The organism is Vibrio sp. 2433-A1 (assembly GCF_056726085.1).
Window position 1 is genome coordinate 61,543 of the sequence record NZ_JBRESC010000018.1, and the last position, 17,274, is coordinate 78,816.

Genomic DNA, 17,274 nt, shown 5'->3' on the forward strand with positions numbered 1-17,274 from the left:
CACCAAATTTGTGGTTTTACTATCGTTCCAAGCGGCAAATAGTGGTAAATTATTAGGATCTTAAGGCATAATGGTCAGTTCCATTGCGCTTTGTCCCAGACAAGTTCTTTCTATGAAAGTATTCATACAGTTTACATTAGGTTTATTCACTCTCAGTCTGTTAGCAGGCTGTGGAGAAGAGATTGATCACGACAAAATCCATCAGAAGGGTTTCGTCTATTGTGGTCAAGGTGGACCAGATACGTTCAACCCTCAATTGGTTGATAGCGGTATTACACCAGAAACGCTCAGTCCTCAGCTATTCAATACATTGTTGACGTTAGACAATAAGACGTATCAACCAAAACCTAGCTTGGCGAGTTCGTGGCAAGTCAATCAACAAGGCACTGAGTACATTTTTGAGCTGCGTAAAAACGTTCAGTTTCAAACCACCGCTTGGTTTACCCCATCTCGCGCAATGAATGCGGACGACGTTGTCTTTAGCTTCCGTCGTATCATCGACAGCACGAATCCATTCCACCTTGTGGGCAGTGGTTTATACCCTTGGTTTAGTGGTATCGATTTTCAGAACCTCGTTGTCGATGTTGTTGCTCTCTCAAAACACAGCGTCAAATTTACTCTTAGTCGCCCCGACAATAGTTTCTTATCAAATATTGCCACCAGCCACGCGGTAATTCTCTCTAAAGAATATGCAGGACAGCTAGAAATCAGTGACGAAAAAGGCATGCTCGACAGTCACCCTGTCGGAACAGGGCCATTTTATCTTGCCGAATACCAAGTGAACGATTTTATTCGTTTAAAGCGCCATAATGGTTACTGGGGTGGTACGCCGAAGATGGATCAGGTAGTGTTCGATATTTCACAGCGTGGTACGGGTACCTTAGCTAAGTTACTGAGAAAAGAGTGTGACGTACTAAACTCGCCCCTTTCAAGCCAACTGCCGATTATCGAAAAAAATGAACATGTTGAGTTGACAGCAAAGCCTGCGATGAATATTTCGTTTGTAGCAGTCAATACTTCTCACCCTGCGCTCAATGATGCTCGGGTTCGCAAAGCACTCAATTACGCCATCAACCGTCAGAACATCCTTGATTCGGTCTACTACGGAACTGGCAGTCAGGCTTATTCGGTACTGCCACCATCTTCTTGGGCATACCATAAAGATGCGGTGCACATTCGCTATGATCGTAACTACGCCATCGCTTTACTTCGAGAGGCAGGTTACAGCAAAGGACTAGAACTGACGATGTCTGTGCCCCTAGAACCAAAAGCCTACAACCCTAGCCCAAGAAAGACCGCTGAGCTTATCCAAGCCAACCTTGCAGATGTAGGCATTAAGCTTAAGTTAATGACGGATGACCGTTTCGATCGCACTAACCTCAACGAAAATACTTATATAGACCTCTATCTGACAGGTTGGAGCGCACATACCGGCGATCCTGATAACTTTTTCAGACCGCTACTTTCATGTGACTCAAAACGGGCAGGTCTAAATGTGTCGAGTTGGTGTAATCCAGATTTCGACTTCCTACTTGATCTTGCGCTAGAAGTCGATAAACCTCGCTATAGACTTAACCTATATAAACAAGCGCAAAACATTTTGAACGAAGAGTTCCCTGTCATCCCGCTCAATCACGGAATGCAGATGCAAGCTCACGATCGTTCTTTACAAGGATTTAAAGTGAGCCCATTTAATGCTCAGCCGTTTGATACCGTCGAGAGGGTTCAGTAATGCTGTTATACACTGTTCGACGTTTGAATCTGTTTATCATCACCTTGCTTATTTTGACTATGGTCGGTTTTAGTCTGTTGCGACTAGAGCCTCAATCACCTTGGGCAATTCAGGATTTCTGGAGTGGCTGGCTGACTTATTTAGGTGAATTGATGCAGTTAAACTTTGGCGTCAACAAAGCAGGGATTCCTATTGTTGAGGAGCTGCTGGTTGTCTTCCCAGCAACGCTGGAGCTGTGTTTGATTGCCTTTGTGATTTCCTTGCTGATCGGCATCCCAATTGGAACAATTGCCGGTATGAAGCAAGGTAAATGGATTGATACCGCAATCTCGTTTACCTCCATGTCGGGCTATTCTGCACCACTGTTTTGGATTGCGCTGTTGATGATCATGGTATTCTCACTTCATTGGGAAATATTTCCCGTCGCAGGACGCTATGACCTACTCTACCAGATTGAGCACGTGACTGGCTTTGCTCTCATTGACGCTTTCTTTGCCGATGGTAAATACCGTGCTCACGCATTGCAAAGTGTCATCGAACACTTAATTCTGCCGTGTTTGGTGCTAGCACTAGCTCCGACAACACAGGTTATCGGCTTGATGCGTACCTCCGTTGCGGAAGTGAAGGGACAAAACTACATTCGAGCTGCTCGAATCAAAGGCCTCTCGACTCGTGAGATCGTGACTCAGCATGTACTTAGAAATGCGATTCCACCCATCATTCCAAAAATTGGCGTACAGCTTTCAAGTATGTTAACCCTCGCGATTATCACGGAGTCTATTTTCAACTGGCCAGGTATTGGGCGTTGGTTACTTGATGCCCTCTCTAATCAAGATTACGTTGCGATTCAAGCTGGCGTTATCGTCGTTGCGACATTCGTCCTCACCGCTAACATCTTGTCAGATTTGATTGGCGCTATGATTAACCCGTTGGTAAGGAAAGAGTGGTATGCTAACCGATAACGTATATCAAGTAGAGCGCATCCCTACTCAGTTCGAGCGCTTCTGGCGTAGCTTCCGCGCAAACAATCTGGCGATGTTTGGCCTATGGTGTTTATCACTCATCGTGTTCCTCACGCTGCTATCACCGTGGATAACGCCACACGATCCACAAGCTCAAACAGGCGAACTGCTTATTCCGCCATCGTGGAATCCAGCAGGAACAGTCGAGTACTTCTTGGGTACTGATGATTTAGGCCGAGACATTCTCTCTCGCCTGATTGAAGGCACGCAGCTCACGTTTGGCGCTGCCGTGATCATCACACTGATCGCGTCATTCATTGGCTGTATTATCGGCGTATTAGCGGGGATGACTAAAGGCTTACTCTCGAGCACTCTTAACCACTTACTCGATACCGTGATGTCGATTCCGTCATTGTTGCTGGCAATTATCTTCGTTGCATTTCTCGGCTTTGGCGAGTTCAATATCTTACTCGCGATCGGCTTGGCGCTGATTCCTCGCTTCATTCGCTCTGTCTATATTGCGGTTCATACTGAAGTTGAAAAAGATTACATCATGGCGGCGCGCTTAGATGGTGCAAACGACTTCTACTTGCTGTGGAACTCTATTCTACCCAATATCTTGGTTGTTATAGCCTCTGAAATCACCTTAGCGCTGTCTATTGCGATTCTCGACATCACCGCACTGGGTTTCTTAGGCTTAGGAGCACAAGCGCCGAGTACGGAATGGGGCGCCATTTTGGGTGACTCTGTTGAGCTTATTTACTTGGCACCTTGGACGGTGACGCTACCGGGTCTGGCGATTATGTTTACCGTTATTGTAATTAACCTTGTTGGTGAAGGCGTTCGCCAAGCTCTGAATGCGGGGATCGAATAATGCCATTGCTCGATATTCGACATCTAACGATTGAAATTGAAACCCCTCAGGGCATGATGAAAGCCGTTGATCGTATGAGCCTGACACTTAACGAAGGTGAAATACGTGGTCTTGTGGGCGAATCTGGCTCAGGCAAAAGTTTAGTTGCAAAAGCGATCGTTGGCGTCTGTAAAGAGAACTGGAAAGTGACTGCTGACCGCATGCGCTTAGGCAATATTGACCTTCTGCAACTGACACCAAAAGAACGTCGACGCGTTATTGCCCGTGATATTGCGATGATTTTCCAAGAACCGTCGACCTGTTTAGACCCATCTGAAGAAGTGGGTAGCCAGCTGATTGAGGCGATTCCTTCGCGTTCATTCCAAGGCAAATGGTGGGAGCGTTTCAAATGGCGTAAAAAACAGGCGATTGCCCTACTGCACAAAGTCGGCATTAAAGACCACAAGCAAATTATGCGCAGCTACCCATACGAGTTAACCGATGGGGAATGTCAAAAGATCATGATTGCTATGGCTATCGCGGCGAAGCCGAAATTGCTGATTGCAGATGAACCAACCAACGACTTAGACCCAATTACCCAATCGCAGATCTTACGCCTATTGAGTCGTATGAATCAGGTCCATAACACCTCGATCATGCTGATTGGTCACGACTTAACCACCATCACTCAATGGGCTAACCGTATTACCGTGATGTACTGTGGTCAATCGGTTGAATCAGCCGATACTAAAAAGATCCTAGAGAAACCTAAGCACCCTTATACTGTTGCTCTGCTTAAGGCGATGCCTGATTTTAGTGATTGGATCCCTCACAAGGAGAAACTTCAATCGTTACCTGGCACCATACCGCCACTTCAGCACCTTCCGATTGGTTGCCGACTTGGTCCGCGCTGCCCGTATGCTCAGCGGCAATGTGTAGAAATACCAATGACTCGTCGTATTAAGAACCATAAATTTGCTTGTCACTTCCCATTGAACCATTCGCCTAAAGAGCGGGAGAACAAAAAAGTATGAGCGCACTATTAGAAGTAACCGATCTTTCTAAGTCGTTTATCACTCGCTCTGGTCTGTTTCGCAAGAAAATTCAAGAAGCGGTCAAACCCGTCAGCTTTAGCCTTGAAGCGGGACAAACCATTGGCTTTATTGGCCAAAACGGTTCAGGTAAGTCGACGCTCGCTCGTATGCTCTCTGGTGTGATTGAGCCAACTTCTGGTGAGATCCGCGTTAATGGCGAGCTGTTAGAGCACGAAGATTACTCGACGCGTTGTAAGTTGATTCGGATGATATTCCAAGATCCGAATACCTCTTTGAATCCGCGAATTCAAATTGGTCGTATCTTAGAAGGCCCGCTAAAACGAAATACCAGCATGTCCCCTGAAGCACGAATTAAACGTGTGAAAGAAACTTTGCTCCGCGTTGGTTTACTTCCAGAGCACGCCTATTTCTATCCGCAAATGCTGGCAACGGGTCAAAAACAGCGCGTGTGTCTCGCTAGAGCGCTTATTCTACAACCCTCCGTGATTGTTGCCGATGAAGCGCTGAACGGCTTAGACATGGCGATGCGTTCACAGATCATCAACCTGTTTCTGGAACTTCAAGAAGAAATGGGCGTATCCTTTGTGTATGTCTCGCAGCATATCGGGGTCGTGAAACACATCACCGATAAAATCATGGTAATGCACGAGGGCGTGGTTGTTGAAAGTGGAGAAACTCATCAAGTTCTTTCATACCCAGAACACCCAATCACTCAGCGACTGGTTGAAAGTCATTTTAATAAGGCAACATGCTTTAAATAGGAGAGACATGCTAAGGACAGCTATATTATTAGGCCTATTCTCCCTACTCTTTACCACTCCTAGATTTGCTTATTCTTCTCAGCAGACTTGGCTTGAGCCTGACTTTGTCGCTCGAGCCTTTATCGATGTCGCATTAAGAAATGAATACTCTTCTGGCCAAAAACCGCTTGTTAAGTGGCAAGAACCAATTCGAGTCTGGGTCAAACATGACGTTGCCGATCGAGAGCTTCATGATGAGCTAACCAATGCCCACCTTAGGCACCTAAGCAGTATTACAGGTCTGCCAATTAAACGGGTTTCTTCACGAAAAGAGGCCAACATTGTTTGGATCTATTCCAATGATGCAAAATGGGAGAAAGAGATTGAGCGAGAGATGGGTAAATCCGCTCTTCAACATGTCAGAGGTGCGATTTGCAAAGCTGGTTATCGAATTGGCAGTAATAACACGATTGTCTCAGCGTCAATCGTCATTCCCGTAGACCGAGCTAGAATGCATGGAAAACTGATTGCTTGTGTGGTGGAGGAGATAACCCAAACTCTTGGTCTACCCAACGACTCCGACAGCGCGTTTCCTTCGATATTTAATGACAATACACCTGAAGATCTACTTTCGCCTCTTGATGTAGTGCTGCTCAAACTACTCTATGAACCAGAGCTCAAAGTTGGAATGACAGAGCGACAAGTCACGCCTATCGTCAAACGCTTACTCAAACGCTATCAACAAGACGGTACGCTAGACAAGGCTGTTGCGATTGCCAAAAGCGGTGAGCTATTTCAGTTAATTGGCTACTGAAAGCGGCAAGGTGATGCCCATCTATGAGGGCGCCACCAAATGAAAACCTGCGGCTACTTAATGCGCTTTTTCAATTCGAATTCAAACTCATCAGGGTAAAGTACGACACCCTCTTCGTTGTTATTCGGGAACACGACTACCGACAGTTCATCATCTTCCAAACCATGCGTCCAGCGGCTAAACCACTTAGCGGTAGAGATTGCTTCGGCTTTGCAGTGCTCCCACTCCCCCGTCGCCCACTGAGCGGCAAACTCTTCATGCGGCCATACTGGAACGCAATCTTCGTCTTCAGTGTTTAGCATCACGCAGCCATGTTCGTCTGTAAGAATCCATACATTACGATGCTGAGCAATTTCTTTTACGCAGTAGTTAAAACGCTCATCAGGGCGCATTTTGTTAACTGACTCTAACTGATCTTGAGATAGTGACATTTTGTATCCTCCAAATAAAACGCCCACGGCTAAGCCATGGGCGTTTAAAAATCATCAGGCTATGGAAATTAAGCCAGTTCAGTTTGAAGCCAAGGCCAGCCTTGCTTCTTACGGCTTAGGGTGTTTTCCATCATTAGCATGCCGTTTTCTTCATGCTTAACCAGTTTCTCTGCCCACTCACCTTTGTAAAGTAGACGAGTTTGAGCTGTAGTGATGTCAGTTAGCATCACTGCTGCAAACGCTAGACCTTGCTCAGCACAACGACGCTCAAGATCCGCTTCTAGCGCATCGATCATGCCGTCTACTTGCTCAAGAGTTGCAAGCTCAACCTGACCAACAACCACATCACGTCCATTGAACGGGTAACCTTTCAGGTCTTTCTCAACAAGCTCAGCTGCTGATAGGCCTTCAATGTTTGTCTTAGCAATCAATAGATCTTTAATGAATGCATCTACGTCACATACGTCAGCGATAGCTGCTAGTTCTTGAACTGCGTCTTTATCTTTCTGTGTACATGTTGGTGATGCGAAACCAACTGTGTCAGATAGGATAGCTGACATCATTAGTTTTGCGATCTGAGGAGTGATTGCATGACCTTCAATCTTGAACATGTTGAATAGCACAGTGTTAGTACAACCAACAGGCCAGATCCAAGCTTCCATTGGGTTAATAGTCATCACATCACCTAGACGGTGGTGGTCAACAATACCTAGGATTTCAGCTTCAGCTACGTCATCTGGTGCTTGCGCAAGATCTGAGTAGTCTACTAGCCAGATTTTTTCACCAGCTACTGAAGTACGTAGTTCAGGAACTTCTGCACCCGCGACTTCTAGAATGTGCTGAGTTTCACGGTTGATTTCACCTTGGCGAATTGGCATAGCTTCAACGCCGCGCGCTTTTAGTAGTTCAGTTGCTACTAGTGCACTACAGATACTATCGCTATCAGGGTTCTTGTGACCTACTACTAGAATCATCTTTTTTCCTATCTGACTATATTTCTACCCAACAGAGGGCGATTACTCACAAACCCGACATTTTACCTGATTTTGATAATTTGTCATCGGATTGAAAAAGAATATTTCGGTATAAGGCATGACAGACCTTAACAATGCGATCTATTCTCCTATAAGTTTAGCACTAACCCGTTAATTTCGTGGTTCATCACACCGTAAGCAAACCTGCATAGTTAATACTCTTAAAAATTATTATTGCAAATAATTCTCATTAGCATATATTTGATAATAATTCGCATTCACATTGTGCTAGCTTATGGATTCTTTACGACTTTCTCAATCATTGCCTAGTTGGTTATCTGTAACTCAGTTTAGACCTGCGTATAAGCGCCTTATTTTACCCATTTCATTAATTGTTCTCATGGCAAGTGGCGTCACCCGTGAAGTGACCGTTAATACTTTGTCTGATGCCTTTTGGACTGTATCGAGTTACGTCGCGTTCACCCTGGCGATCTATCACTACGTGTCCAGCTTTATCAACAAAGAGAATCGGATTGCCAATCTCTACCGCACCTCCCGCGATCACCAAGTTTTTTTCGCCGCCTTATTGGGTGCGCTTCCGGGCTGCGGCGGGGCGATTATTGTTACTACACAGTTTGTCTGCGGGCGCGTTGGCTTTGGTGCCATTGTTGCCGTATTAACTTCAACCATGGGTGATGCCGCGTTCTTGTTGCTTGCGAGCCAGCCTGATATTGGGTTGGCCATTGTTGCTCTAGGCGTGTTCGTCGGCGCCGTTTCTGGCTGGGTGGTCAATGCGATTCATACCGATAACTTTCTGCGCCCTAAAGTCTCAGCACTTGCAGAACGATTTAGCTGCGGTAAACATGCAACGAGTCATATCGAGCAAAGAGCAATCAATCTTCAAGGCGCATTTTGGAAGTGGTTACTTGTCCCTGCAACTTTTATCGCCGCTCTTAGTTCATTCCAAGTCGATATCAATCAACTTCTTCAACTACCAGAAATGACGATTGAGTGGATAGGCGCGGTACTCATCATTGTCAGTATGCTGCTTTGGTCATTAACCAAAGAGATTAAAGACTACGAATCGACTGTCGCTGAAGATACCAAACAAGTCTCTTCTCACCCGTTACAAAAAGCAGCGCAAGATACTAACTTTGTCACTGCTTGGATTATTCTCGCCTTTATGGCTTTTGAGCTTATCACCGTCTTTGGCCATATTGACCTTACCGCAACTTTCTCTGGCTGGGGAGTTTGGATGCCGTTAATGGGCTTGGCTGTTGGTTTGCTGCCTGGGTGTGGCCCCCAGATCCTTGTGACCAGTTTGTACATTTCAGGTACGGCTCCGCTGTCTGCCCAATTAGCTAATGCGATCTCCAATGATGGCGATGCTTTGTTCCCAGCGATTGCACTAGCGCCTAAAGCGGCTCTTGTTGCAACCTTTTATTCCGCAATACCCGCTTTCATCGTGGGCTACAGTTACTACTTCTTGTTCGAAATATAATGCTAACAATACTAAGTTAGCGCTAACAACTCTAACGGCTAGGTTCAAGAAGCAAAAACGCCCTCTTAATTGAGGGCGTTTTTGTTGGATTGAACAATGATTACTTGTGACGCTCTTTAAGCTTATTCACCACATCATTCATCGATAGACCTTGGTCTTGCAGCAGAACCATCAAGTGATAAATCAAATCTGCCGATTCACACACTAACTCCGCCTTATCGCCCGACGTCGCCGCAAGCGCGACTTCAACGCCTTCTTCACCCACTTTTTGCGAAATACGCTTGGTACCACGCGAATATAGGTGCGCTGTATAAGACGATTCTGGGTCGGCGTCCTTGCGGGCAGCCAGTAGCTGCTCAAGTTGATGAAGCCACACCATTTGTGACTCTTCTTGTTTGTCAGCATCCCAACATGTTGTCGTCCCTGTGTGACACGTAGGTCCAATAGGATCCACTTTAACGAGGAGCGTGTCATTGTCACAGTCGAGCGCGATATTTTTTAGTTGAAGAACATTGCCAGAGGTTTCCCCTTTGGTCCAAAGGCGCTCTTTAGTGCGAGAGAAAAACGTCACTTGGCCCGTTTCACCCGTTTTGGCTAACGCATCTTGGTTCATGTACCCCATCATCAGCACTTGGCTTGATTGAAAGTCTTGAACAATTGCAGGTACAAGGCCATCCACTTTGTCCCAATCAATACGTTCAGCTAGCGTATTTACTTCTGTCGCTGCAAAACTCATAGACGTACCTCTACACCTTGTTGTTTTAAATACTGCTTAAGTTCACCGATATTGATGACTTGCTTGTGGAATACCGATGCTGCTAACGCTCCATCAACATTGGTCTGCTTATAAGCCTCAGCAAAGTGTTCCATTGCCCCTGCACCGCCAGAGGCGATCAGCGGTACATTACACACTTCACGAACCATATTGAGCTGTTCCAAGTCATAACCGTTACGGACACCATCTTGGTTCATCATATTCAATACGATTTCACCCGCGCCACGCTTTTGCACTTCTTGCACCCAATCTCGGGTTTCCCATTTGGTTGCTTTAGTGCGCGCCTCGTCACCGGTAAATTGGTAAACCTGATATTTGCCCGTCTCTTTGTCAAAGTAAGAGTCGATACCCACCACAATACATTGCACGCCAAACTTATCAGCAAGCTGAGTAATCAGCTCTGGGTTCGCAAGCGCAGGTGAGTTGATAGACACTTTGTCAGCGCCAAATTCTAAAATGCGTGCGGCGTCTTCAGCAGACTTAATGCCACCAGCGACACAAAAAGGAATGTCGATCACTTCAGCAACACGTTGAACCCAGCTCTTGTCGACCACTCGGCCATCGCTCGATGCGGTAATATCATAAAACACTAACTCATCAGCACCTTCTTCAGCGTAACGCTGAGCCAGAGGGACGATATCGCCAATGACTTCGTGGTTGCGAAACTGAACGCCTTTTACAACTTGTCCATCACGAACATCAAGACAAGGAATTATTCGCTTTGCCAGCATGCAAATGCCTCCTCAGCTGTAAATTTACCATCAAGAAGCGCACGGCCAACAATCACGCCTGATACACCACTGCCTTTAAGCGCTTCGATATCAGCAAGGGAACCGATGCCACCAGATGATTGGAATTGAACTTGTGGGTACTGTTTACATAGGTCAACGTACAGTTCCACATTGGAACCCTCTAGCGTGCCGTCACGTGAGATGTCAGTGCAAAGTACGTGTTTTAGGCCAACCGTTAAGTAGTCATCAACCAAAGCTTCGATTGTGACACCCGAATCTTCTTGCCAACCAGAAATCGCGACTTTACGAACACCTTGCTCATCAATGTTGATATCGAGTGCTAAGACGATTTTCTCTGCGCCGTATTTCTCCATCCAACCTTTAACTAGCTCAGGCTGTTTGACGGCTGTAGAACCAACAACAACGCGCTGGGCTCCTGCCTCAAGCAAATCAACCACATCTTGTTCACTGCGTACACCACCACCAATCTGGATATTGGCCGGGGTACTTGCCAGCAGTTTGGCAATTAAATCAAGCTGACGTGCAGTGGTGTCTTTTGCACCGGTTAAATCGACTAAGTGCAGCCAACCTGCGCCGGCTTGGTGGTACAGGTTAAACTGTTCTGCCGGGTCTACTTTGTATTCGGTTACTTGCCCGTAGTCACCTTGGTATAAACGAACTACCTGACCTTCAATTAAATCTAATGCTGGAATAATCACTGAATTACTTCCCTTTGATTCTTTAAAATTACAGCTCTAAAAAGTTCTGTATAAGCTTTGAGCCAGCTTTCGAAGAGCGCTCTGGGTGAAATTGCACCCCGTAGTAATTGCCACTTTGCACTGCCGCTGTAAATGGTTTGCCATACTCACACTGAGCAATAGTGTAGTCACCAACTGGCATACCAAAGCTGTGTACGAAATAGAAGTACTCACCTTCTTCGATATCTTTAAACAATGGATGTTCTGGAGTCGACTTAACGGTATTCCACCCCATGTGCGGCAAAGGAAGTTCGCCCGTTTCTAACAGTTTGACTTCACCCTCACATAAACCCAGACATTCAACCAATTCATCAGCCTTTTGACCCTTCTCTTGCGACACTTTGCCAAGTAGCTGCATACCCAGACAAATACCAAGCAGCGGTTTTTCTACTTGCTTTACGAGTTCAATCAGATCGCGCTGATGGAGGTTTTTCATCGCCTCACTCGCTGTTCCTACGCCAGGTAGAAATAGCTTATCAGCGGCAAGAACAACGTCAGGCTCTCTTGAAATCGTCACGGCATAACCAAGACGCTCGATAGCAAACTTTACTGAAGAGACGTTGGCACAGCCGGTATCAATAATCACTACTTTTTGATCAGTCATAACTTGCCCTTCCTAGAGTACGCCTTTACTACTTGGTAGCTCGTTACCTTCGACTTTAACCGCTTGGCGCAATGTGCGGCCAAACGCTTTAAAGAGAGACTCAATGATGTGGTGATCATTGTCGCCAGCAGAAGATAGGTGTAGCGTACACGCAAGGGTGTCGGTTAACGAACGGAAGAAGTGCACTACCATTTCTGTTGATAGATCACCGACTTGTTCGCGGCTGAACTCTGCATCGAACTTAAGGTATGGACGACCAGACAGGTCAAGCGCACACTGAGCTAGGCACTCATCCATAGGTAGACTAAAGCCGAACCTGCCAATGCCACGTTTATCACCCAAAGCATCATTCAGCGCCTGACCCAGTGCGAGTGCAGTATCTTCAATTGTGTGGTGATCATCAATGTGCAAATCGCCTTCGACGTTACACACCATTTGAAAACCACCGTGGGTCGCAATTTGATCTAGCATGTGGTCAAAGAAACCAAGTCCTGTCGAGATTTGATTGCTGCCCTGCTCATCAAGGTTAACTTTAACCTTAATATCGGTTTCCTTGGTGGTACGAACGACTTCAGCAACGCGCGCTTTTACCGTGAGGTGTTTAAGAATTTCCTTCCAACCCATTGTTTCAGGGTTGTACTGAATCCCTTGAATCGCCATGTTTTCAGCAAGCTGAAGATCAGTTGCTCGGTCACCAATCACAACTGAGTTTTGGAAATCGACTTTGCCACCTTGCAGATACTCTTTAACCATGCCTAGCTTTGGTTTACGGCATGAACAGTTATCTTCTTCAAAGTGAGGGCAGATAAGCACATCATCAAACTTAACGCCCTGCGACTCAAAGATCTCCATCATCATATTGTGCGGCGCATCGAATTCGTCTTGGGGGTAGCTATCAGTGCCTAGGCCATCTTGGTTGGTCACCATCACTAAACGGTAGCCTGCGTCTTGCAGTGATAGCAAACTTGGAATTACGAACGGCTCTAGCTTAAGTTTATCTAAGCGGTCCACTTGAAAATCAACCGGAGGCTCTACAATAAGGGTGCCATCTCGGTCAATAAATAGGATTTTTTGTTGCTTGCTCACACGAACTTCCTTATTTCTAAAATGGATGGCTCTCGCAAAGGGCAAAAGCCAATTAATCATTAGTTGTAATAATTTCTGATAAAGCCAAGTGTTTTTTCACACTCATCTCGGCTACCGATACTGATGCGAACACAATTGTCGATTGGCGAGTTGCGCAGAATAATGCCACTGTCCCAAGCGGCTTTAAATAATGCATCACCATCTGGAAACTTAACTAGCAGGTAGTTACCCCACCCTTCAAATATCTCCAGACCTTGAATCATCGACAAACCAACTTGAAGGTAAGCGCGATTGGCATTAAGGTCTAGCACTTGGTATTTAGCCCGAGCTAAACCTGCTTCTGACAAGGCTTGCGTCGCAATTTCAGCGACGGGAATTGGCACTGGATACGGTGCAATCACCTTGAGCAAAACATTGATTAGCTCTTCATTGGCGAGAGTAAAGCCACAGCGTAAACCTGCCAATGCAAAGGCTTTTGACAGCGTACGCAGAATCGCTAGATTTGGATATTCCGCTAACAAGTCAACCGTCGATGCTTCTGGGCAGAAATCGATGTACGCTTCATCCATCACGACAATCGCTTTGTCTTTAGTCATCTCCAGTAGAGAAACGATATCTTCACGCTTAACTAAGTTACCCGTTGGATTATTCGGGCTACACACAAAGACTAACTTTACGTTATCTAGGTTTTGCTGAATGCCATCAAGATCTAGCTGCCAATCTACAGTTAAAGGCACCGTTTTACGCTCTACACCAATGGTTTCCGCACTGATAGAGTACATGCCATAAGTTGGCGGGCAATATAAAATAGCATCTTCACCTGGTTCACAAAAAGCGCGAATAAGCAGTTCGATACCTTCATCAGCACCACGTGAGGTTAGTGTTTGCTCTGGTTTGACACCCGTATAAGCCGCATAAGCTTCAATTAACGCTTTTGGCTGACACTCGCTGTAACGATTTAAACGCGAGAAGTCGGTTTTGTACTCATTGTCGAATGGCGATTCATTGGCGTTGAGCCAAACATCACCCGTACCGCCGATACGTCTTGCTGAAAGATAAGGCGTTAGTTTTTGAACTTGTTTACGTGCTAGCTTTTCCATCTCAAACTTCCTTATGCTTTCGACGCCAACTTTTCAACGCGAATCGTTACTGCGCGTTTGTGTGCATCTAAACCTTCCGCTTCAGCCATTGTCACAACCGTTGGCGCTAAGATCTGCAGGCCTTCTGCGCTCAACTCTTGTACTGTCATGCGCTTAGAAAAATCGGCGAGACCAAGACTTGAGTAAGTACGTGTATAGCCGTAAGTTGGCAGTACGTGGTTCGTACCTGATGCGTAATCACCAGCAGACTCTGGCGACCAGTCACCCAAAAAGATTGAACCAGCGTTATCTAACAGCGGCAATAGCTCTCGTGGGTTCTTGGTTTGCACGATCAAGTGCTCTGGACCGTAGTAATTTGAGATAGACACCGCTTGCGTCAGTGATTTTGAAATAATGATTAAGCTTGACGCTAAGGCTTTCTCAGCAATATCTGCTCGTGAAAGTTCTTTCAGTTGACGTTGAACTGCATCGGTTACCTGGTCGGCAATAACAGGAGAAGGCGTAACCAATACCACTTGCGAGTCAGGACCGTGTTCTGCTTGACTAAGTAGGTCTGCGGCAATAAAGTCCGCATCGGCAGTATCATCCGCCAGAACAAGCACTTCTGAAGGGCCAGCAGGCATATCAATCGCAGCGCCGCGGAAATCATTACTCACTTGACGCTTCGCTTCGGTCACATAAGCATTACCTGGGCCAAAAATCTTATCCACTTTAGAGACTGATTCAGTACCATAAGCCATGGCAGCGATCGCTTGACCACCACCCACGTTGTACACTTCATCAATACCACACAGCTTAGCCACATAAAGGATTTCATCAGCGATCGGCGGCGGCGAACACAACACAACCTTGTGACATCCTGCAATCTTTGCTGGCACACCAAGCATCAATACAGTTGAGGGAAGCGGCGCGCTACCACCAGGAATGTATAAACCCACTTTTTGAATTGGGCGAGTCACTTGCTCACATACAACACCTGGCTGAGTCTCTACCTTAATTGGCTGAGGCTTTTGCGCCTTGTGAAACTTTGCGATGTTGGCATAAGCTTGCTCTAATGCCTGCTTCATCTGGTCTGACAAGCGGCCGCATGCCTCGTCTACTTCTTGTTGAGATACGCGAATAGACGCAGGTTTTACACCATCAAATTTTTCAGTTAATTCTTGAAGGGCCGCGTCGCCCTCTTTACGTACTTTAGCGATAACATCAGAAACCGCCGCAGTAATGTTTGCGCCTTCTGTGATCGCTGGACGTTCAAGAATAGAATCTTGCTGCGTCTCACTTAATGATTGCCAAACGACTGTTCTCATCACGACTACCCCATCATCTTTTCGATTGGAAGAACCAGAATTGAACTTGCGCCCAGTTCTTTTAGCTGCTCCATGGTTTCCCAGAACAGATTTTCAGTACTCACTAGGTGTACCGCGACTTTGTCTTTGTCTGATGATAGAGGAAGCACTGTTGGATCTTCAGCGCCCGGAAGTAGAGATTTAATTTGTTCTAGTTTACCTGTTGGAGCGTGCAGCATGATGTACTTAGATTCTTTCGCTTGCTGTACACCTTGCATACGAGTAAGTAGCTTCTCGATCAGCGCAGTTCTGTCTGCATCAAACTCTCCGGTACGTTGAATAAGTGTCGCTTTCGATTTGAAGATAATTTCCGCTTCTTTAAGTCCATTAGCTTCAAGTGTTGCACCTGTTGAAACAAGGTCAGCAATCGCATCCGCAAGACCAGCACGAGGAGCCACTTCTACAGAACCCGTTAGCATACACGTCGAGAATGGAACACCCTGTTCATCCATATAAGCTTTTAGTAGTTGTGGGTAGGTCGTTGCAATACGCTTACCAGCAAGGTCTTGTGGGCCGTTGTACTGCTCGTCTTTATCAATAGCAATTGATAGGCGACAACCGCCAAAGTCTAAGCGACGTAGTGGAACAAAGTCACATGGCTCGCCTAACGCTTTGCGATCAAGGCGCACTTCTTCCAGCTCGTTCTCACCGATGAAGCCTAGGTCAACCACCCCATCCATGATTAGACCAGGAATGTCGTCATCACGAACAAGCAGAAGGTCAATTGGCATATTGAGTGAGTGCACAACCAGGCGCTCACCCATAATGTTAAATTTCACGCCGCACTTTTTAAGCAGAGTTTGACACTCTTTACTTAGGCGACCTTTCTTTTGAATTGCGATTCTTAGGCGTTGTGTTTGCATTGCTGTATCCCTGTGCAAGATTTTGTAATTCGTAAACTTTTTAAAAACTGTAAAACTAAAAAACCCTCGGAAGAGTGTGTCTCCCGAGGGTTCTAAATCTTGTAGTTTGCGATTTTAGACTCCGGGAGTTTCCTGTCTCCCGGGTATGCGTACATCTCCCGAAAGACTAGACTGGGTGATGGTGATGATGAATATTCATGACTAATTTACGCATACTTAATAAGCTCTTCTGTTTCGCTTTGTTGATATCCACACTAACCAAGGTGTAAAAATTTTTCAACCATTTATTTAAACTTTTTTTATTTTGTCATATACAAGTAAAAATCCACCTGCATAGCAGGTGGCTTTGAAAGGCCCCCTAAAAGGGGGCTCACTGTTAGTTTTCTAACCCCAAACGCATCTGACGCTCTTCTTCTTCCTTTCCAACACGATCTTGGTGCCGGACATACCTACGTATAATTTCCTCATTCATCCCTACTGAATCAACGAAGTAGCCTCTTTGCCAAAATTTGTTACCCCATAATTTCTTCTTTCTTAAATACGGAAATTTGTTGAACAAGCGAATTGCGGTTCGTCCTTTTACAAAACCCATATATGTCGAAACACTCAAGCTAGGTGGCAATCTCACGACCAGATGCACGTGGTCTACTTGAACATTCAGCTCTACAACCTTACAGTTCTTCATATTACTGTAGATATAGATACTTCGGTAAAGCTCCTTACCCAAATTGCCTTTCAAGATTTTCAGGCGGTATTTTGGCGTCCAGACTATGTGGTACTGACACCTATAATATACGTGTGAGGCGGATTCATATTTGCTCATGTTCTTTATTTCCTTCATTTGCTGGTTACAACCGAGGACATCTTGAACATGAGCGTTCTTCGGGCATAGCCCAAAGGAACGATCACCACCTTCTAAAGAAGGTGGTTTAAGGTTAGAAAATAAAAA

At 45.8% G+C, this 17,274-nt stretch carries 18 protein-coding genes and 1 other annotated feature; of the genes, 7 read left to right on the forward strand and 11 right to left on the reverse strand.

Annotation, left to right across the window (positions count from 1 at the left end; genetic code table 11):
- The first annotated feature begins 112 nt into the window (after nt 1-112).
- From sapA to ACU01J_RS16985, 6 genes are read left to right on the forward strand one after another with little or no spacing between them, the layout of a single operon-like run.
- Complete coding sequence (sapA, locus tag ACU01J_RS16960; RefSeq protein WP_481086770.1) at nt 113-1,732, forward strand: ABC transporter substrate-binding protein SapA; 1,620 nt, start codon at nt 113-115, stop codon at nt 1,730-1,732.
- Nucleotides 1,732-2,694: an ABC transporter permease gene (locus ACU01J_RS16965; protein WP_481086771.1), complete on the forward strand. Its 963-nt coding sequence runs from the start codon at nt 1,732-1,734 to the stop codon at nt 2,692-2,694. Before sapA ends, ACU01J_RS16965 begins: the two co-directional genes overlap by 1 nt.
- Complete coding sequence (gene sapC / locus ACU01J_RS16970; protein ID WP_481086772.1) at nt 2,681-3,568, forward strand: putrescine export ABC transporter permease SapC; 888 nt, start codon at nt 2,681-2,683, stop codon at nt 3,566-3,568. Before ACU01J_RS16965 ends, sapC begins: the two co-directional genes overlap by 14 nt.
- On the forward strand, nt 3,568-4,581 hold the full coding sequence (locus ACU01J_RS16975) for a peptide ABC transporter ATP-binding protein (protein ID WP_481086773.1): 1,014 nt from the start codon (nt 3,568-3,570) through the stop codon (nt 4,579-4,581). The genes sapC and ACU01J_RS16975 overlap by 1 nt, the downstream gene beginning before the upstream one ends.
- Nucleotides 4,578-5,363 (forward strand): peptide ABC transporter ATP-binding protein, encoded by a 786-nt coding sequence (locus ACU01J_RS16980; RefSeq protein WP_481086774.1) that lies wholly within the window; start codon nt 4,578-4,580, stop codon nt 5,361-5,363. Before ACU01J_RS16975 ends, ACU01J_RS16980 begins: the two co-directional genes overlap by 4 nt.
- 7 nt (nt 5,364-5,370) lie before the next feature.
- Nucleotides 5,371-6,156: a DUF2927 domain-containing protein gene (locus tag ACU01J_RS16985; RefSeq protein ID WP_481086775.1), complete on the forward strand. Its 786-nt coding sequence runs from the start codon at nt 5,371-5,373 to the stop codon at nt 6,154-6,156.
- Nucleotides 6,157-6,209: 53 nt separating this feature from the next.
- Here the strand turns inward: ACU01J_RS16985 and ACU01J_RS16990 are convergent, their stop codons facing one another.
- Together ACU01J_RS16990 and ACU01J_RS16995 are read right to left on the reverse strand one after the other, a co-directional pair.
- Nucleotides 6,210-6,587: a DUF2750 domain-containing protein gene (locus tag ACU01J_RS16990; RefSeq protein WP_481086776.1), complete on the reverse strand. Its 378-nt coding sequence runs from the start codon at nt 6,585-6,587 to the stop codon at nt 6,210-6,212.
- A 68-nt stretch (nt 6,588-6,655) separates the two neighbouring features.
- Nucleotides 6,656-7,561, reverse strand: coding sequence for a manganese-dependent inorganic pyrophosphatase (locus ACU01J_RS16995; protein WP_053438603.1), 906 nt, complete (start codon nt 7,559-7,561; stop codon nt 6,656-6,658).
- A 295-nt stretch (nt 7,562-7,856) separates the two neighbouring features.
- On the opposite strand from ACU01J_RS16995, the gene ACU01J_RS17000 reads away from it, so the two are divergent.
- On the forward strand, nt 7,857-9,062 hold the full coding sequence (locus ACU01J_RS17000; RefSeq protein WP_481086777.1) for a putative manganese transporter: 1,206 nt from the start codon (nt 7,857-7,859) through the stop codon (nt 9,060-9,062).
- Nucleotides 9,063-9,162: 100 nt separating this feature from the next.
- Here the strand turns inward: ACU01J_RS17000 and hisIE are convergent, their stop codons facing one another.
- The 9 genes from hisIE to tnpA all read right to left on the reverse strand — a co-directional run bounded on the left by hisIE (nt 9,163) and on the right by tnpA (nt 17,148).
- Nucleotides 9,163-9,798: a bifunctional phosphoribosyl-AMP cyclohydrolase/phosphoribosyl-ATP diphosphatase HisIE gene (gene hisIE / locus ACU01J_RS17005; RefSeq protein ID WP_481086778.1), complete on the reverse strand. Its 636-nt coding sequence runs from the start codon at nt 9,796-9,798 to the stop codon at nt 9,163-9,165.
- Nucleotides 9,795-10,568 carry an imidazole glycerol phosphate synthase subunit HisF gene (hisF, locus tag ACU01J_RS17010; RefSeq protein WP_481086779.1) on the reverse strand — a complete coding sequence of 258 codons (774 nt, stop codon included), beginning with the start codon at nt 10,566-10,568 and terminating at the stop codon, nt 9,795-9,797. The genes hisIE and hisF overlap by 4 nt, the downstream gene beginning before the upstream one ends.
- The gene (gene hisA, locus ACU01J_RS17015; RefSeq protein WP_126574356.1) at nt 10,550-11,287 is read right to left on the reverse strand and encodes a 1-(5-phosphoribosyl)-5-[(5-phosphoribosylamino)methylideneamino]imidazole-4-carboxamide isomerase; all 738 of its coding nucleotides are present in this window, start codon (nt 11,285-11,287) and stop codon (nt 10,550-10,552) included. The genes hisF and hisA overlap by 19 nt, the downstream gene beginning before the upstream one ends.
- 28 nt (nt 11,288-11,315) lie before the next feature.
- Nucleotides 11,316-11,930: an imidazole glycerol phosphate synthase subunit HisH gene (hisH, locus tag ACU01J_RS17020; RefSeq protein ID WP_481086780.1), complete on the reverse strand. Its 615-nt coding sequence runs from the start codon at nt 11,928-11,930 to the stop codon at nt 11,316-11,318.
- Between the two features lie 12 nt (nt 11,931-11,942).
- A complete protein-coding gene (hisB, locus tag ACU01J_RS17025; protein ID WP_481086781.1) occupies nt 11,943-13,016 on the reverse strand; it encodes a bifunctional histidinol-phosphatase/imidazoleglycerol-phosphate dehydratase HisB in 1,074 nt (357 codons plus the stop codon).
- 59 nt (nt 13,017-13,075) lie between these two features.
- A complete protein-coding gene (hisC, locus tag ACU01J_RS17030; RefSeq protein WP_481086782.1) occupies nt 13,076-14,116 on the reverse strand; it encodes a histidinol-phosphate transaminase in 1,041 nt (346 codons plus the stop codon).
- An 11-nt stretch (nt 14,117-14,127) separates the two neighbouring features.
- Nucleotides 14,128-15,423: a histidinol dehydrogenase gene (gene hisD, locus ACU01J_RS17035; RefSeq protein ID WP_481086783.1), complete on the reverse strand. Its 1,296-nt coding sequence runs from the start codon at nt 15,421-15,423 to the stop codon at nt 14,128-14,130.
- A gap of 5 nt (nt 15,424-15,428) precedes the next feature.
- Entirely contained in the window at nt 15,429-16,325 is an 897-nt protein-coding gene (hisG, locus tag ACU01J_RS17040; RefSeq protein WP_481086784.1) for an ATP phosphoribosyltransferase, read from the reverse strand.
- A 54-nt stretch (nt 16,326-16,379) separates the two neighbouring features.
- Nucleotides 16,380-16,516, reverse strand: a sequence feature (His leader region).
- 185 nt (nt 16,517-16,701) lie between these two features.
- Complete coding sequence (gene tnpA, locus ACU01J_RS17045) at nt 16,702-17,148, reverse strand: IS200/IS605 family transposase (RefSeq protein ID WP_481083863.1); 447 nt, start codon at nt 17,146-17,148, stop codon at nt 16,702-16,704.
- Between the last annotated feature and the right edge of the window lie 126 nt (nt 17,149-17,274).

Coding starts and splice junctions, on each gene's coding strand:
- hisF (WP_481086779.1), bottom strand. CDS start 10,568: ATGCTGGCAAAGCGAATAATTCCTTGTCTTGATGTTCGTGATGGACAA.
- ACU01J_RS16965 (WP_481086771.1), top strand. CDS start 1,732: ATGCTGTTATACACTGTTCGACGTTTGAATCTGTTTATCATCACCTTG.
- tnpA (WP_481083863.1), bottom strand. CDS start 17,148: ATGAGCAAATATGAATCCGCCTCACACGTATATTATAGGTGTCAGTAC.
- hisD (WP_481086783.1), bottom strand. CDS start 15,423: ATGAGAACAGTCGTTTGGCAATCATTAAGTGAGACGCAGCAAGATTCT.
- hisH (WP_481086780.1), bottom strand. CDS start 11,930: ATGACTGATCAAAAAGTAGTGATTATTGATACCGGCTGTGCCAACGTC.
- ACU01J_RS16980 (WP_481086774.1), top strand. CDS start 4,578: ATGAGCGCACTATTAGAAGTAACCGATCTTTCTAAGTCGTTTATCACT.
- ACU01J_RS16975 (WP_481086773.1), top strand. CDS start 3,568: ATGCCATTGCTCGATATTCGACATCTAACGATTGAAATTGAAACCCCT.
- ACU01J_RS16990 (WP_481086776.1), bottom strand. CDS start 6,587: ATGTCACTATCTCAAGATCAGTTAGAGTCAGTTAACAAAATGCGCCCT.
- sapA (WP_481086770.1), top strand. CDS start 113: ATGAAAGTATTCATACAGTTTACATTAGGTTTATTCACTCTCAGTCTG.
- ACU01J_RS17000 (WP_481086777.1), top strand. CDS start 7,857: ATGGATTCTTTACGACTTTCTCAATCATTGCCTAGTTGGTTATCTGTA.
- ACU01J_RS16995 (WP_053438603.1), bottom strand. CDS start 7,561: ATGATTCTAGTAGTAGGTCACAAGAACCCTGATAGCGATAGTATCTGT.
- hisG (WP_481086784.1), bottom strand. CDS start 16,325: ATGCAAACACAACGCCTAAGAATCGCAATTCAAAAGAAAGGTCGCCTA.
- hisIE (WP_481086778.1), bottom strand. CDS start 9,798: ATGAGTTTTGCAGCGACAGAAGTAAATACGCTAGCTGAACGTATTGAT.
- ACU01J_RS16985 (WP_481086775.1), top strand. CDS start 5,371: ATGCTAAGGACAGCTATATTATTAGGCCTATTCTCCCTACTCTTTACC.
- sapC (WP_481086772.1), top strand. CDS start 2,681: ATGCTAACCGATAACGTATATCAAGTAGAGCGCATCCCTACTCAGTTC.
- hisC (WP_481086782.1), bottom strand. CDS start 14,116: ATGGAAAAGCTAGCACGTAAACAAGTTCAAAAACTAACGCCTTATCTT.